This window comes from Absiella sp. AM29-15 (assembly GCF_003434225.1).
GTDB lineage: Bacteria > Bacillota_I > Bacilli_A > Erysipelotrichales > Erysipelotrichaceae > Hoskinsella > Hoskinsella hominis.
The window spans coordinates 1-17,089 of record NZ_QVFL01000031.1 but is presented as its reverse complement, the minus strand read 5'-3'; the positions used below and the strand labels follow the sequence as shown (position 1 = coordinate 17,089).

The following is a 17,089-nucleotide window of genomic DNA, read 5'->3' as shown; positions in this document are numbered from 1 at the left end:
TAGCACCATTTTTTTAATTTTACTTCTAAAGTCAGGTATTATATACAAAACAAACGAAAATAGAAATGAAAAGCCAACAATTTTGATGATTTGTATAAGAAAGAAACGTTGCGTTTCATAAAAATGTAACGTATAATAATAGGAAAGAGGGAGTAGGAGCGTTCATCATTATTAGCGCGGTAAGTCAACAACCTCGACGTTATTCACGTCTGGCTTATCTTAAATACCGAGACTCATATATAGAAAAAGACTATGTATGGGTCTTTTTCATTAAGGAGGATAACATGGAACCATACTTAAAATCTAAAGAAGAAGTATTAAAAGAGTTGTTGAGCAGTCATGAAGGATTAAGTAAAGAAGAAGCAGAAAAACGTTTACAGGAGCATGGCTATAACCGCTTAAAAGAAGCGAAAAAAGATTCTTTTTTTAAACGTTTGATGAAACAGCTGTCAGATCCTATGATTATTGTGTTGATTGCTGCGGCTGTGGTGTCTGCGATTACATCTGCTTATGCACATGAAAGCTTTGCGGATGTATTTATCATCTTGTTTGTGGTTATTGTGAATGCGATTCTTGGCATGTATCAGGAAAGCAAGGCAGAAAAAGCAATTGAAGCTTTGAAAAAAATGAGTGCTGCGAAAAGCAAAGTATATCGTGATGGACAATTGTGTGTTGTGCCAAGCGAAGCATTATGTGTAGGCGATGTTATCGCTTTAGAAGCTGGTGATGCTTTGCCTGCGGATGTACGTGTTTTAGAAGCCGCAAGCTTAAAAGTAGAAGAATCTGCGTTAACTGGTGAAAGCGTGCCGGTAGAAAAATTTGATCATGTATTAAACAATGAAGAAAAAACGATACCATTAGGGGATCGTAAAAATATGATGTACATGGGAAGCAGTGTGGTGTATGGCAGAGGACTGGCTGTTGTGACTGCCATTGGTATGGATAGCGAAATGGGTAAAATCGCCGATGCAATCAATCAAAGTAAAGAAGAAGCAACACCGCTGCAGCTTAAATTAAATCAGTTGTCTAAAATTCTTAGCTATGGTGTGCTGGGCATTTGTGTATTGATCTTTGTGTTCGCATTAATGAGAAATCATGATGTATCTGCGCCGGTATTGATCGATACCTTTATGCTGGCGGTATCCCTGGCAGTTGCGGCTATTCCTGAAGGATTAGCTGCGGTGGTAACGGTACAACTTGCGATTGGGGTTACCCGTATGTCAAAACAACATGCGGTTATACGACAATTAACTGCAGTAGAAACATTAGGATGTACCCAGATCATCTGTTCCGATAAAACAGGTACCTTAACACAAAACAAAATGACCGTGGTCGATCATTATGGAAAAGATGAAGAATTGCTGGCATGTGCTATGAGCTTGTGTAGTGATGCACAGGTAAGCGATGATGGTGTAAAAGGAGAACCAACGGAAGTAGCACTTGTGGAATATGGAGAAAAATTCTTCCATAAAAATGATAAACTGAAGGAAATGCCAAGAATCAAAGAAGCACCATTTGATTCTATGCGTAAAATGATGACAACGATTCATGAACAGAGGAATCATACCTATATCCAATTCAGTAAAGGCGCACCAGATGTGCTATTATCCAGATGTGATTACTATATAGAAAATAATATGGTAAAACCATTAGATGATATAAAACGTCAGGAAATTATGGCACAGAATAAAGCCTTTGCGGATCAGGCATTACGTGTACTTGCGGCAGGATATCAGATATATGATACAAAAGAAGCGTTGAAAGATAATGTATTGGATATGGAACAACATTTGATCTTTATAGGCTTATGTGGCATGATTGATCCCATCCGTGAAGAAGTCAAAGGCGCAATCAGCGAATGTAAACAGGCAGGTATTCGTCCTGTGATGATTACCGGAGATCACATTGATACAGCAGTGGCAATCGCGAAACAATTGGGCATCCTGAAGGATAAATCACAAGCAATCACGGGAGCTCAGCTGGATGAAATGAGCGATGAAGAATTCAAAGAAAAAATTGCCCAATACTGTGTATATGCACGTGTACAGCCAGAACATAAAGTAAGAATTGTTGATGCATGGAAAGCACAGGGAAAAGTCGTTTCCATGTCAGGTGATGGTGTGAATGATGCGCCAAGTATCAAGCGTGCAGATATTGGTGTTGGTATGGGAATCACAGGTACGGATGTTACCAAGAATGTTGCGGATATGGTACTTGCGGATGATAACTTTGCGACAATTGTGTCAGCGGTAGGCGAAGGACGAAGAATTTATGATAATATCAAAAAAGCGATTCAGTTCTTATTGTCCAGCAATATCAGTGAAGTAGTATCCATCTTCACCGCTACCATGCTTGGCTTTACGATTTTAAAACCTGTACATATCTTGTGGGTCAATCTTTTGACAGATACCTTCCCAGCACTTGCTTTGGGTATGGAAGATAAAGAAGACGATATCATGTCACGTCCTCCACGTCCCAAAGAAGAAGGACTATTTGCGGATAAAATGGCATTTGATGTTATCTTTCAGGGCATCATGATTTCTGTGATTACGTTGGTGGCATATTTTGTAGGACATTATATAGAAACTGGGGTATTTGAAATTACAGAAAGTCTGGATGGTATGACAATGGCTTTCCTAACGATGTCTATGACCGAAATTTTCCACTCCTTCAATATGCGTTCAAGAAAGCATTCCATCTTTACCATTAAGAAACAGAATCTGTATTTATGGGGCAGTATGCTTGGCTCTTTATTATTAACGATTTTGGTGATTTATGTACCAGTACTATCTGATTTATTTGAGTTCCAGCATATATCCTTGATGGAATTTGCAATCAGTATGGCAATGGCATTTAGTATCATTCCAATTGTGGAAATTGAAAAAGTTTTCTTAAGACATAAAAAGTAGAACAAGAGGCTGTTGTGGAGTACACAATGGCCTTTGTTTATGTATCTTGTATCGAATATTAGAATTATAGCGGAATTCAAGAACAGTAAGGAATGTTTACCAATGTTTTACTTTTACTTTTGATAGGTTGTGATATAATAAATGCAGCTAAGAAACGGGAGGATACAAAATTATGAAAATTTTAGTAACTGGTGGTACCGGGTTCATCGGAAGCCACACATGTGTAGAATTATTAGAAGCTGGACATGACGTTGTCATCATTGACAACCTGTATAATTCACAGGCAGACGTTATCGATAAAATCAAAACAATTACAGGGAAAGATGTTGCTTTTTATGAAAGTGACTGCTGTGATGAAGAAGCACTGGAAACAATCTTTAACGAACACAAGATTGATGCGGCTATCCACTTTGCAGGATATAAAGCTGTAGGAGAATCTGTCGCAAAACCAATTATGTATTATCAAAACAACCTGATGAGTACCCTTGCTTTATGTAAAGTCATGGCAAAACATGGATGTAAACGTCTAGTATTCTCATCAAGTGCAACAGTTTATGGAAATCCAAAGAGTGTTCCAATTAAGGAAGATTTCCCATTAGGACCTACAACAAATCCTTATGGAACAACAAAATTAATGATCGAACAGATTTTAAAAGATTTATATATTTCAGATCACGAATGGAATATTGCATTGTTACGTTACTTTAATCCAATTGGTGCGCATGCAAGTGGATTATTAGGCGAAAGCCCTAATGATATTCCAAATAACCTGATGCCTTATATCGTAAAAGTAGCAAATAAAGAATTACCATACTTACATGTTTATGGAAACGATTATCCAACACCAGATGGTACAGGTGTACGTGATTATATCCATGTTGTGGATTTAGCAAAAGGGCATGTGAATGCTGTGAATAAAGTGATGGAAAACATTGGTGTAGATGCTTATAATCTGGGTACAGGTATTGGATACAGTGTATTAGATGTTGTAAATGCCTTTGTGAAAGCTAATGGTGTAGAAGTACCATACCAGATTGATCCAAGAAGACCTGGTGATATCGCTGAATGTTATGCAAGTACAGATAAAGCATTTAAAGAATTAGGCTGGAAAGCAGAAAAGAATCTGGAAGAAATGTGTAAAGATGCATGGCATTTCTTAGAAACAACAAAAAAATAACAAATGAAAGATACCTTTGCGTATCTTTTTTTGCGCAATTACTTACAGAAACTTTACATATTATACATTGTAAGTGATATGAAAAAAGGGTATGATAAAGAGGCAAAAAATGGGAGGACTTGTATGAATGCAATTATTCTAGCAGCTGGTGTAGGGCATAGAATGATCAATCTGACAAAACAGACCAACAAGACGCTGTTGCCAATTGGCGGTGTTCCAATGATAGAAAGAACCATCCAGTATTTGAAACAGGCGGGTATAGAGGATATCACAGTCGTTACAGGTCATAAAAAAGAGCTGTTTATGCCATTGAAAGAGAAATATGCAGTTCAGCTGATATATAATAAAAAATATTCTGTATACAACAGCTTATATTCACTAAAACTGGTATTGGATAAATTAGAGGACACTTTCGTGATTCATGGAGATGTGGTACTCTTTAAAAACTTTTTTATGCGACAGATGAATGCTTCTACTTTATATACCATTTTCAAGAATCCTAAGGGAGTACCGATGATGAAGATTCACAAGGACGAACAATACCGCTTAAAACAAGTAGAAATGTGTAGTGTGAATGAACGTATTACAACCTTTTTAGGGATTTGTTATTTTACGAAAGAAGATAGTGAAATGATAAAAAAATATTATGAAACTTCAATTACAGAAAAGAAGCTTCGTGATTATAAAGGCGAACTGGAAACTGAATTATTGCCATTGTTGTCAGATCGTATGGTGGTTCATCATGTGGATAATCGTTATGCAATGGAAATCAATGTCATGGATGATTATTATCAGGCATGTATCAAATATGAAAATTTTTGGAAACCTTAAGCGTGGGTTTTTATGAAACAACGGATAAAATAAATTAGATATAGTGTGAAAATACATATAAAAGAAAGCATAATCAAGCTGAGTGGAAGCAATGTTTTCCATAATTTAACTGCGATAAAAAGAAAGAGGGTAGCGATGCCAATATAGATGGCAAGAAAAAGGCATGCGGCGGGGATACGTACCCATAAAGATGCTTTTTTGCTTTTGATGAGCTCACTGGTGCCTTCTAATACTAATTCTAAAATGATTTCAAGTAGAAATTCCATATGGATACCTCCAGTATAGTGTGGCTTTATCATAACAAAGATGAAGAAAGAATATATAAAAAAATTCTTAAAATGTCTTAATGTTGAACTTTTCTGTAAGAATTGACAAAAAAAGCAAAAAAGAAGTTGCAATTTGATTTTATGTGTATTATATTATAAAGGTGCCGCTTAGCGTGGCGCTTTTACATGCGTGGGAGAAGGTGGAGCAACCCTTCATCAACCACTGCATAAGACAACAAATTATAGGAGGTGTGTCTTGTGAGTAAAAAAGTTGCAAAGATTTGTAAACTACAGTTCCCAGCAGGAGGAGCTAGACCAGGACCAGCGCTTGCATCAGCAGGTATCAACATGCCACAGTTCTGTTCAGCATTTAACGATGCTACGAAGGACCGTGCAGGAGATATGGTTCCAGTTATCATTACTGCATACGAAGACAAAAGTTTTGATTTTGTATTAAAAACAACACCAGCATCAATTATGATCAAGAAAGCTGCTAATATCAAAAAGGCTGCTGGAGATCAGAAAGTAAAAGCTGGAAAAATTACTGTTGACCAGTTACGTGAAATTGCAGAATACAAAATGCCAGACTTAAACGCTAATGATGTTGAAGCTGCTATGCGCATTGTTGCAGGTACAGCTAGAAACATGGGTGTTGAAGTTGAAGGTTTTGAAGGTTAAGAGAAAGGCGAGAGGTAATTAAATATGGCAAAAGTAGGAAAAAAATACGCTGAAGCTGCTAAGAAAGTTGATCGCTCTAAATCTTATCCTGTAGCTGAAGCAGTACAATTAGCAAAAGAAACAAACACAGTTAAGTTCGACGCTTCTGTTGAAGTTAGCTTCAAATTAAATGTAGACCCACGTCATGCTGATCAGCAGATCCGTGGAGCAATGGTATTACCACACGGTACTGGTAAAACTCAGAAAGTGTGTGTAATTGCTCAGGGACCTAAAGAACAAGAAGCAATCGACGCTGGCGCAGATTTTGTTGGTGGTAAAGAACTGCTAGACAAAATGCAGCAGGGATGGTTCGATTTCGACGTTATCGTTGCTACACCAAACATGATGGGTGAACTTGGTAAATTAGGTCGTATCTTAGGACCTAAAGGTTTAATGCCAAACCCTAAGACTGGTACAGTAACTATGGATGTTAAGAAAGCAATCGAAGACATCAAAAAAGGTAAAGTAGAATATCGTGTAGATAAAGAAGGTAACATCAACCTGATGATCGGAAAAGTTAGCTTTGATGATGAAAAATTGGTTGATAACTTCAATGCAATCTATAAGACAATTCTAAAAGCTAGACCAGCTGCAGTAAAAGGTACTTACATCAAGAACCTTGTATTAACAACAACAATGGGTCCTGGAATCCATGTAGCTGTTGAAAAATACTAATTGACTTTTAAGTAAAAGTTGTATAAAATAGCTATGTTATCAATATACCATAGACAGTAACGGCCGTTAAGGCTTAATCATGTTACCGAGGTGTTGAAAGTTTAAGATACATTTCTTTCACCCGTACGTCTATGCATACGGGTGATTTTTATAAAACTCTTAAGGTATATTGTTACATATAAATTTAGGAGGTGTAAAGTTAATGAACCAGGCGATTATCGATAGCAAGAAGACTGTTGTTTCTGAAATTGCTCAGAAAATGAAAGAGTCTGATTCTACAGTCGTTGTGGAATACCGTGGGTTAACCGTTGCTGAAATGACTCAGTTACGTAGAGATCTGCGTGCAGAAGGTGTAGATTTCAAAATCTATAAGAACTCTCTGGCACAGCGTGCTGCTGAAGAAGTTGGGGCATCTGACTTAACAAAAGATTTAGTTGGACCTAACGCAATCGCATTTGGAGCAGACGCAGTTGCTCCTGCACGTGTATTAGCAAAATTCGCTAAGAAACACGACAAACTTGTATTAAAGAGCGGAATCGTTGAAGGTAAAGTTGTTGGCGTAGATACGATCAAAGAACTTGCTTCATTACCAAACCGCGAAGGTATGTTATCAATGCTGTTAAGCTGCTTACAGTCACCAGTACGTAGTTTTGCATGTGCTGTTAAAGCTGTTGCTGACAGTAAAGAAGAAAACGGTGAAGCTGCTGCACCAGCTGCAGAAGCTAGCGAAGAAGCTGCTGCTTAATCAAAGCGCAGTCATCAATCAAACATAGGAGGACATGAAAAATGGCAAAATTAAACCAGGAAGACATTTTAGCTTACTTAGAAGAAGCTACAATCTTAGAACTGAACGAATTAGTAAAAGCAATCGAAGAAAAATTTGGCGTAACTGCTGCTGCACCAGTTGCTGTTGCTGCTGCACCTGCTGAAGAAGCTGCTGCTGGACCAAGCGAAGTAACTGTTACATTAACTGATGTTGGTGGAACTAAAGTTGCTGTTATCAAAGCAGTACGTGAAATCACTGGATTAGGATTAGTTGACGCTAAAGGTATCGTTGACAAATGCCCAAGTGTAATCAAAGAAAACATCAAACCTGAAGAAGCAGAAGAAATCAAGAAGAAATTGATGGACGCTGGTGCTACAGTAGAAGTTAAATAATTAACTTTACAACTCTAAAAATTTACAGAAAGCCTTCGGGCTTTTTGTCACCTAAAAAGGCGGGATAACGATGGATCATTATTTTACAGATAATCGTCATTTAGCAGAAAACCGGAAGGAAATATCTTTCCGGTTTTGGTGTTTTACCTATACCTTTATCACTGATAATGGTGTTTTCAGTAAAGATAGTGTGGATTTTGGTACACGTGTATTATTGAAAACGTTATGTGATAGAAATGAATTAGGGGAACATATTCTGGATGTGGGCTGTGGCTATGGCGTGATTGGCATTACGTTGAAAAAAATCTACCCCAAGGCACAAATGGAAATGGTGGATGTCAATCCAAGAGCTGTGTTACTAGCCATAGATAATGCAAAGAAAAATAATATTGAAGCAGATATCCATGAATCTAATGTATACGAAAATGTAAAAGGGAATACTTTTAGTGATATCATAACCAATCCACCAATTCGTGCCGGTAAAAAAGTGATCTATAAAATCTTTGAAGAAGCTTATGATCATTTGGCAGAAAATGGTAATTTATGGGTTGTGATCAGGAAACAACAGGGCGCAGAAAGTGCCGTGAAAAAGATTAAAGAAGTCTTTGGAAATTGTGAAATAATTAACAAAGAAAAAGGTTATTTTATTTTAAATGCGAAAAAGCATTGACAATTTGACGTTTGATTGCTATTATAATAAATTGCATAATACTAAAATATTAAAATGGGATTTTGTGCCTTATTTTGGTAGAAAAAACTTGTAGAAAGGATGGCGTACATGGACAAAAAACAGCCTTATCGTATTGTCGCTTCCGGTAAAAAGGCAGAGCGTCGTGATTACTCAAAAGTTAGTGGACATCTAGAACTTCCTAATCTGGTTGAAATTCAAACAGATTCTTTTGAGTGGTTCAAGAACGAAGGAATCGAGGAAGTATTTAACGAAATCTACCCGATTCAAAACTATGGAGGAAACATCAAGCTGAAGTTCACAGGTTATGAATTTGGAGAACCTAAGTACAATGCGGAAGAATCAATGTATCGTGAATGTAACTTTGCGGCACCATTGAAAGCACGCATGGAGCTTGAAATTACCGATAACACCACCGGGGAAGTTATCAATAAATGGGAGGATGTCTTCCTAGGAGATTTCCCTTTAATGACGGAAACAGGTACCTTTATTATTAATGGTGCTGAACGTGTCATTGTATCACAGATTGTACGATCACCAGGTGCATATTTTGCGACTGGTTATGATGAAAAAACAGGAAAGGAATCCTTCTCTTGTGAATTGATTCCAAGTCGTGGTACATGGCTGGAATTTATGACTGAAATGAAAAAAGCGTCAACTGGACGTCTTTTAAACATGAGCATTGACCGTAAACGTAAAATGCTGTCAACCATCTTGTTTAAAGCAATTGGTATGTCCGTTGACTTAGATCGTAGTGAAGATCCACATGATACAACTGCAATCAAAACTTTCTTAAACGCTATGGGAAGAACAGTTGTGGAGGATTTACCACAGGATGATGAAAACCGTGAATTTATGGATCTTTACCTTACACTATATGCCGCATATTTTGGTAAGTATGAAGAAATTGAAAATACATTATTGGCAGATAAGGTAAAAACAAGACAGGAAGCATTGCTTTCTATATACGAAAACCAGCGTTCTGATGAAATTCCTACATTAGATGGGTCTATTACATTAATGAATGCCAAATTCTTTGATCCACGCCGTTATGATTTAACAAAAGCCGGACGTTATAAATTGCGTAAAAAATTAAATGCAATCAACCGTATCGATAAACACCGTCTTGCACAGGATATTCTGGCAGCAGATGGCAGTGTTTATATGGCTAGTGGAACAATGATTCACCGTGATGAAAGAAACAGTTTACGTGGAGAACTTGAAAAAGGTATGTATGTCAATGCATTCCCATTCAATCCATTATTCAACCATCCAGATAAAGTAAGTGTACCAACATCAAATAACTTAGGTTTGGTAGGTCGTGTACTTGCAAGTGATGTAGAACTGCCTGATGAAACATTGTTTGAAGGCAGCATTCTGACAAAAAAGGATGTTGAAAAGCTGGTTGCTTCTATGGATAAAGTAAATGTACATGGTGGCATCATCGCTAAAGAAGTTGTCTTAACAAAAGAAAATGTAAATGCTGTATTAAACTATGGACAGCGTTTATATGCACTTGGACGTTTAACAGATGCACAAGGCAATGACTTATTAAATGAAGAAGATGATTTATTTGTAGAAGGCTATACACCAAGACAAAGAACAGATGTATTAAGTGCTTCTGCATTAGAAGATATCCGTAACCGTGTACACAATGGAGCTGTCATCAGTGCATGGTTAGTTGGTGCTGCTGTACAGGAAATCATGGTTTACGATGAAGAAAACCAGATAATTAAAGTTATGGGTAACGACCCATATGCTGACAAGCACACCATTACTATTTCCGATATGTACGCCCTTTATTCTTATAACTTGAATGTTATGGAAGATATCGGTGAAACAGATGATATCGATATGTTAGGAAACCGTCGAATCCGTTCCGTTGGTGAATTGATTCAGAACCAGTTCCGTATCGGTTTAAGTCGTATGGAAAGAGTTGTTAAAGAACGTATGTCTATTGCGGACATCGCTACATTAACACCTAAAAAATTAACGAATATCCGTCCATTGACTGCAGCAATTAAAGAGTTCTTCTCAAGTTCTCAGTTGTCACAGTTTATGGATCAGCAGAATCCTTTGGCAGAGCTTACGAATAAACGTCGTATTTCCGCATTAGGACCTGGTGGTTTAACAAGAGATCGTGCCGGTTTTGAAGTACGTGACGTTCACAGTTCTCACTATGGTAGAATTTGTCCTATCGAGACACCAGAAGGTCCAAACATCGGTTTGATCAACAACTTAACATCTTATGGAAAAATCAACGAATATGGTTTCATTCAGACACCATATCGTATCGTAAATCCTGATGGAACCGTGCGTGATGAGGCAATTTATCTGTCCGCAGATGAAGAAGCAGATTACGTTATCGCTCAGGCCAACGAGGTCATCGATGGACGTTTGGTAAATGAACGTGTCGTAGCCCGTAAAGCCGGAGATACGATCATCGCTCGTCGTGAAGAAGTAGAACTGGCCGACGTTTCGCCAAAACAGATCGTATCTGTAGCGACTGCCTGCGTTCCTTTCCTGGAAAATGACGATGCTTCCCGTGCCTTGATGGGTGCGAACATGCAGCGTCAGGCCGTACCTTTATTAAAACCTCACTCACCATATGTAGGAACTGGTATCGAATATAAGATTGCCAAGGATTCAGGTGTTGGTGTAGTTGCGAAAGAAGACGGTGTGATTGAATACGTCGATTCACAGCGTATCGTTGTCGCAAAAGATGATGGCGATCGCCATGAATACCGTTTACGTAAATTCCAGCGTTCTAACAATGGGACAAATATTAACCAGAGCCCAATTGTGAAAAAAGGTGAACGTATTGAAAAAGGTGACATCTTAGCGGATGGACCATCTATGGAAAATGGTGAACTTGCTCTTGGACAAAACGTAACCATTGCTTATATGACATGGTATGGTTATAACTACGAGGATGCCATCATTATGAGTGAACGTCTTGTTCGTGATGACGTTTATACATCCATTCATATCGAAGAATACGACATTGACTGTCGTGAAACAAAGCTTGGACCTGAAGAAATTACACGTGACATTCCAAATGTTAGCGAGAATGCATGCCGTAACTTAGACAGCCGTGGTATCATCATGGTTGGTGCGGAAGTTATGGAAGGTGACATTCTGGTTGGTAAGGTTACGCCAAAAGGTCAAAGCGAAATTTCTCCAGAAGAAAAACTGCTGTTGGCAATCTTTGGTGAAAAATCACGTGAAGTACGTGACAACTCATTGAAGGTACCACATGGTGGTGCTGGTATTGTTCACAGTATCCGTATCTTCAAGAGAAGTGAAGGACATGAACTTCCACCTGGAGTAAATGAAACAGTAAAAGTATATATCGTTCAGAAACGTAAGATTTCTGAAGGTGATAAAATGGCCGGACGTCATGGTAACAAGGGTGTCATCTCTAAGATTTTACCAGTAGAAGATATGCCTTATATGCCAGATGGAACGCCAGTAGATATCATGTTGAACCCATTCGGTGTGCCATCTCGTATGAACATCGGACAGGTACTAGAAATCCATTTAGGATATGCAGCTAAGAAATTAGGTGTAAAATTCTCGACTCCAGTATTCGATGGTATCAACAATCAGGAATTAAGTGACATCATGAAAGAAGCAGACATGACAGTTGATGGTAAACAGGTATTGTACGATGGACGTACTGGTGAACCATTCGATGAACGTATCGCTGTCGGTGTTATGTACATGATCAAGCTTGCCCACATGGTTGACGATAAACTGCATGCCCGTGCAACTGGACCTTACTCACTTGTTACACAGCAGCCATTAGGTGGTAAAGCACAGAATGGTGGTCAGAGATTTGGTGAAATGGAGGTTTGGGCACTAGAAGCATATGGTGCTGCACATACACTTCAGGAAATCTTAACGATTAAATCAGATGATATCGTAGGTCGTACAAAAACTTATGAAGCTATCATCAAAGGTAAAGATATTCCAGAACCAGGTATCCCAGAATCATTCCGTGTATTAACACACGAATTACAGGCTCTTGCCATCGATGTGAAGATGCTGGATGAAGATGGAAACGAAGTAGATATTAGTAAAGAAGATGGAAATGAAGCAGTTGCTGCACCACTTCCACCTGTTGAAGATAAAGTAGAAAATGAAGAAGATATCAACGATTTAGCAATCGATGATGAAAATGAAGATGTTGATGATGATATCGATGCAGAAGAAGATTTGGATCTAAGCGAAGAAGATTTAGACGAAGAACTTCTGACAGACGATGAAGATGAAGAAAATGTAGAGGAGGCGTAAGTAGATGAGTGTTAATAATTTTGCCTCAATTCAGGTAAGTTTAGCTTCACCAGATCGTATCCATGAATGGAGTCATGGAGAAGTTAAAAAACCAGAAACGATCAACTACCGTTCTCAGAAACCAGAACGTGATGGTTTATTCTGTGAAAGAATTTTCGGCCCTAGCAAGGACTGGGAATGTTACTGTGGTAAATATAAAAAAGTACGCTACAAAGGTGTTGTATGTGACCGTTGTGGGGTAGAAATCACAAAATCAAGCGTTAGACGTGAGCGTATGGGACACATCGAACTTGCTGCTCCTGTTGCACACATCTGGTACTTGCGTGGTATCCCTAGCCGTATGGCATTGTTACTTGACGTAACACCAAAACAGTTAGAAGAAGTAGTATATTTCGTATCCTGGATCGTTACAGATCCAAAGGATACGAAACTGGAATACAAACAGATTCTTTCAGAAAAAGAATACCGTGAAAACATGGCAATTTATGGACCAGGAAGCTTTACAGCACAGACTGGTGCAGAAGCTGCTTTGACACTGTTGAAAGAAGTAGATCTGGAAGCTGAATATAAAAACATTCAGTTACAGTTAGAAACTGCACAGGGAGAAAAACGTAAAAAATTAATCAAACGTTTGGATACTGTACAGGCATTCCGTAATTCAGACAACGATCCAGAATGGATGGTATTAACGGTAATTCCAGTTATCCCACCTGATTTAAGACCAATGCTGCAGCTGGATGGTGGACGTTTTGCGACAAGTGATCTAAATGACTTATACCGTCGTGTTATCACTCGTAATAATCGTTTGAAAAAGCTGTTAGAACTTGGTACTCCTGCAATCATCGTTCAAAACGAAAAACGTATGTTACAGGAAGCTGTCGATGCCTTAATTGATAATGGCCGTAGAAGTAAACCAATCACAGGCGCTGGTGGACGTGCATTAAAATCTCTGTCACACTCATTAAAGGGTAAACAGGGACGTTTCCGTCAGAACTTGTTAGGTAAACGTGTTGACTTCTCAGGACGTTCCGTTATCGCCGTAGGACCAGACTTGAAAATGTATCAGTGTGGTATCCCTCGTGAAATGGCTATTCAATTATTCAAACCATTCGTTATCAACGAAATTGTAAATAGAGAAATTGCCAGCAATCCAAAAACTGCAGAAAAACTAATCGATCGTCAGGACCCACGTATCTGGGATATTGTGGAAGATGTTATCGATGGCTATCCTGTATTGATGAACCGTGCACCTACACTGCACCGTTTAGGTATTCAGGCATTTAAACCAAAACTAGTAGAAGGACGTGCTATGCGTCTGCACCCTCTGGTATGTACTGCGTTCAATGCCGACTTCGATGGTGACCAGATGGCTGTTCACGTTCCATTAAGTGAAGAAGCACGTGCCGAAGCATTAATTATGATGTTAGGTAGCAACAATATCCTTGGTCCTAAGGATGGTAAACCAATCGTTACCCCTGGACAGGATATGGTTATGGGTAACTTCTATTTGACAATGGAAGAAACTGCAGAAGAATTCTATGCCGAAGCAGAACGTTACATGTCAGTAGATTGCCCGAAATCAGCAGCATTATGGACTCGTTATGGAGATAACGAAGGACATGTGTATGGCAGCCTGGATGAAATTTTAATGGCTTATCAGACACAGCAAATCCATCTGCACTCCAGAATTGCGATTCCTGCAAGAAATTTGAAAAAAACATGCTTCACAAAAGAACAGGAAAACATGTATCTTTTAACAACGGTTGGTAAAGTAATCTTTAACAATATGTTCCCAGAAGATTTCCCATTCCTGAATGAAGTGAGCGAAGCTAACTTTAAAGCAACTCCTGAAAAATTCTTTATTCCAATGGGAAGTGATGTAAAAGAAGAAATTAAAAAACTTCCAATCACATCCGCATTCAAGAAGAAAGATTTAGGAAAAATTATCGGAGAAGTGTTTAAACGCTACTCAACAGAAAAAACAAGTGAAATCCTAGACCAGATCAAGGACTATGGATTTAAATATTCCACTGTTGCAGGTGTTACCGTATCTCTAAGCGATATCGAGGTTGCTCCTCATAAAGAAGATCACGTAGAATATGGTAAGGAAAAAGCCGAAGAATTGAAAATGCTGCGTAAGAAAGGTAAACTTACAATGCAAGAATGGGAGCGTCACTTAAATAAACTTTGGGCAGATGTCAAAGATGATATCGCTGAAGAGCTATTAGGTAACCTTCCACGTAAAAACCCAATCAATATGATGGCCCGTTCCGGAGCCCGTGGTAATACTTCTAACTTTACTCAGCTTGCAGGTATGCGTGGTCTGATGGCAAAACCATCACAATCAAAATCCGCAAAAGGTGAATATGTTCCAAGTATTATAGAGGTTCCTATCTACTCATGTTTCCGTGAAGGTCTGAATGTGTCTGAGTTCTTTATTTCCACACATGGTGTGCGTAAAGGTCTGACCGATACAGCCTTAAAGACTGCAGAGTCTGGTTATCTGACTCGTCGTCTTGTTGACGTTGCACAGGATGTTATCGTTAAACAGGAAGACTGTGGTACAGATAAAGGATATTGGGTAGAAGCAATCATTGATCGTAAGACAAACTCTATTATCGAAAGTTTCTATGATCGTCTAGTTGGACGTTATAGTAAACAAGAAATCAGAGATCCAAAAACAAATGAATTGATTATTGAATCTGATGAATTCATCACAGAAGCAATCGCACAGAAAATTGTAGATGCTGGTGTTGAAGGTATGTATATCCGTAGTGCATTCACATGTAAATCTATTTACGGTGTATGTAAAAAATGTTACGGACGTAATATGGCAACTGGAAAAGACGTAGAAGTAGGAGAAGCTGTAGGTATTATGGCTGCCCAGTCTATCGGTGAACCAGGTACACAGCTGACCATGCGTACATTCCATACCGGTGGTGTTGCGAGTGCAGATGGTGGAGATATCACACAGGGTCTTCCTCGTGTCGAAGAACTTTTCGAAGCACGTTGTCCAAAAGGTGTTGCTGTTTTAGCACAGATTTCTGGTGAAATTACAAGTGTAGAACCATTAGAAAATGGTACTGGATTTGAAGTTGTCATCAGTAATGATAAAGAAAGTATCGCTCATAAGGTTTCATTGGTACAGGCAATTCGTCCTTGGATGAAAGTCGGTGCACATGTAGAAGCCGGTGATAAGATTACTGAAGGTCAGGTCGATCCAAAAGAATTATTGAAGGTAGCTGGTGTACGTCAGGTACAAAACTACATTCTAAAAGAAGTTAAGAAGGTTTATGCTAGCCAGGGTATTGAAATCAGCGATAAACATATCGAAGTTATGATTCGTCAGATGTTACGTAAAGTTGTAGTATTAGAAGGCAACGATACAGATTTGAATCCAGGTGTACAGATTTCTTTAACAGAAATTACAAAAATCAACCGTAATGTATTATTGTCTGGTAAAGTACCAGCAACTTTCAAACCAGTATTATTAGGTATTTCTAAGGCGTCAGTAGAAACAGACTCCTTCTTATCTGCTGCATCATTCCAGGAAACTACGAAAGTACTGACAGATGCTGCTATTAAGGGTAAAAAAGACTTCTTAATCGGATTGAAAGAAAACGTTATTATTGGTAAACTGATTCCAGCTGGAACAGGATGTAAAGCTGATAGAGAAACTAATAAACTGATTGATATAAAAGCTCAGGAATTAAAAGAACAAAGAGAAGAAAGAAATCATCGTGATGAAGATGATGACTTTATGAATTATGTTCCTGGTCCAGAAAAGTTGACTAGCGAAGATATTCAGAAAATCATGGCAGATGAAGCAGCATTGTCTATTGACGACAGCTCTGATTTGCACATTGTACCTGAAAACTAATAAATGAGAAGGCGTTTATAATGAATGCCTTCTTTTTTTGCGTTAAACAGCATTTTTAAGCGATTTTAGAAAGATTGATCCATTTAACCTATAAGAGAAGCATGCATATAGATGATAGTGGAAACAAGATATATTTGATATTTAAAAACATATAACTTCATTTACAAAGCTTAAATGAATAAAATAAAAGTTTGTTTTATGGATCTAAGCGTAAAATCTCAATAAATAGAAAATAAAATGTGCGGTTTAATACAAAATAAAGAACTTTTGTGATTAAAAACGAAGCTTTTTTGTGTTTTTAATTCAAAATAATGGATATGAAATTGAAAAAATCATATATTTTATAAGACATAATTGTGATAAAATAAGCGGAATATAAGTTAATAAAGCCAATATTTACGCGATATCAAGGTAAAATCAGTGATTTTAACAATTTTTCGAAAAAAAACGAAAAAAAGATAAAAAAAGCGTTGACAGGAGGAAGGATGTTTG

At 38.1% G+C, this 17,089-nt stretch carries 11 protein-coding genes and 1 other annotated feature; of the genes, 10 read left to right on the top strand and 1 reads right to left on the bottom strand.

Annotated elements, in window-relative coordinates:
• Positions 1-284 precede the first annotated feature (284 nt).
• The 3 genes from DW761_RS20415 (at position 285) to DW761_RS20405 (ending at position 4,917) form a co-directional block, all read left to right on the top strand.
• Complete coding sequence (locus DW761_RS20415) at positions 285-2,909, top strand: calcium-translocating P-type ATPase, PMCA-type (RefSeq protein ID WP_117519199.1); 2,625 nt, start codon at positions 285-287, stop codon at positions 2,907-2,909.
• Positions 2,910-3,081: 172 nt separating this feature from the next.
• Positions 3,082-4,086 carry a UDP-glucose 4-epimerase GalE gene (gene galE, locus DW761_RS20410; RefSeq protein WP_117519198.1) on the top strand — a complete coding sequence of 335 codons (1,005 nt, stop codon included), beginning with the start codon at positions 3,082-3,084 and terminating at the stop codon, positions 4,084-4,086.
• A gap of 123 nt (positions 4,087-4,209) precedes the next feature.
• Entirely contained in the window at positions 4,210-4,917 is a 708-nt protein-coding gene (locus DW761_RS20405) for an NTP transferase domain-containing protein (protein ID WP_158553863.1), read from the top strand.
• On the opposite strand, the gene DW761_RS20400 is transcribed toward DW761_RS20405, so the two are convergent.
• Positions 4,914-5,183, bottom strand: coding sequence for a hypothetical protein (locus DW761_RS20400; protein WP_117519196.1), 270 nt, complete (start codon positions 5,181-5,183; stop codon positions 4,914-4,916). The genes DW761_RS20405 and DW761_RS20400 overlap by 4 nt on opposite strands.
• A 258-nt stretch (positions 5,184-5,441) precedes the next feature.
• Between DW761_RS20400 and rplK the strand changes: the two genes are divergently transcribed.
• The 7 genes from rplK (at position 5,442) to rpoC (ending at position 16,597) form a co-directional block, all read left to right on the top strand.
• On the top strand, positions 5,442-5,861 hold the full coding sequence (gene rplK / locus DW761_RS20395) for a 50S ribosomal protein L11 (RefSeq protein WP_117454890.1): 420 nt from the start codon (positions 5,442-5,444) through the stop codon (positions 5,859-5,861).
• Positions 5,862-5,885: 24 nt separating this feature from the next.
• Complete coding sequence (gene rplA / locus DW761_RS20390) at positions 5,886-6,575, top strand: 50S ribosomal protein L1 (RefSeq protein ID WP_117454889.1); 690 nt, start codon at positions 5,886-5,888, stop codon at positions 6,573-6,575.
• A 29-nt stretch (positions 6,576-6,604) separates the two neighbouring features.
• Positions 6,605-6,735: a sequence feature (ribosomal protein L10 leader region), on the top strand.
• Between the two features lie 42 nt (positions 6,736-6,777).
• On the top strand, positions 6,778-7,320 hold the full coding sequence (gene rplJ / locus DW761_RS20385) for a 50S ribosomal protein L10 (RefSeq protein ID WP_117454888.1): 543 nt from the start codon (positions 6,778-6,780) through the stop codon (positions 7,318-7,320).
• Positions 7,321-7,361: 41 nt separating this feature from the next.
• Positions 7,362-7,733, top strand: a complete 372-nt coding sequence (gene rplL / locus DW761_RS20380) for a 50S ribosomal protein L7/L12 (RefSeq protein ID WP_117454887.1) — start codon at positions 7,362-7,364, stop codon at positions 7,731-7,733.
• 70 nt (positions 7,734-7,803) lie between these two features.
• Positions 7,804-8,403, top strand: a complete 600-nt coding sequence (locus DW761_RS20375; RefSeq protein ID WP_117519195.1) for a class I SAM-dependent methyltransferase — start codon at positions 7,804-7,806, stop codon at positions 8,401-8,403.
• 108 nt (positions 8,404-8,511) lie between these two features.
• On the top strand, positions 8,512-12,717 hold the full coding sequence (locus DW761_RS20370; protein ID WP_117519194.1) for a DNA-directed RNA polymerase subunit beta: 4,206 nt from the start codon (positions 8,512-8,514) through the stop codon (positions 12,715-12,717).
• Positions 12,718-12,721: 4 nt separating this feature from the next.
• The gene (rpoC, locus tag DW761_RS20365) at positions 12,722-16,597 is read left to right on the top strand and encodes a DNA-directed RNA polymerase subunit beta' (protein WP_117519193.1); all 3,876 of its coding nucleotides are present in this window, start codon (positions 12,722-12,724) and stop codon (positions 16,595-16,597) included.
• Positions 16,598-17,089: the final 492 nt, after the last annotated feature.

Excerpts from the sequence above, each read along its gene's own strand:
- DW761_RS20415 (WP_117519199.1), top strand. The coding sequence starts at position 285 with ATGGAACCATACTTAAAATCTAAAGAAGAAGTATTAAAAGAGTTGTTG.
- rpoC (WP_117519193.1), top strand. The coding sequence starts at position 12,722 with ATGAGTGTTAATAATTTTGCCTCAATTCAGGTAAGTTTAGCTTCACCA.
- DW761_RS20370 (WP_117519194.1), top strand. The coding sequence starts at position 8,512 with ATGGACAAAAAACAGCCTTATCGTATTGTCGCTTCCGGTAAAAAGGCA.
- rplA (WP_117454889.1), top strand. The coding sequence starts at position 5,886 with ATGGCAAAAGTAGGAAAAAAATACGCTGAAGCTGCTAAGAAAGTTGAT.
- rplJ (WP_117454888.1), top strand. The coding sequence starts at position 6,778 with ATGAACCAGGCGATTATCGATAGCAAGAAGACTGTTGTTTCTGAAATT.
- DW761_RS20375 (WP_117519195.1), top strand. The coding sequence starts at position 7,804 with ATGGATCATTATTTTACAGATAATCGTCATTTAGCAGAAAACCGGAAG.
- galE (WP_117519198.1), top strand. The coding sequence starts at position 3,082 with ATGAAAATTTTAGTAACTGGTGGTACCGGGTTCATCGGAAGCCACACA.
- rplL (WP_117454887.1), top strand. The coding sequence starts at position 7,362 with ATGGCAAAATTAAACCAGGAAGACATTTTAGCTTACTTAGAAGAAGCT.
- DW761_RS20400 (WP_117519196.1), bottom strand. The coding sequence starts at position 5,183 with ATGGAATTTCTACTTGAAATCATTTTAGAATTAGTATTAGAAGGCACC.
- DW761_RS20405 (WP_158553863.1), top strand. The coding sequence starts at position 4,210 with ATGAATGCAATTATTCTAGCAGCTGGTGTAGGGCATAGAATGATCAAT.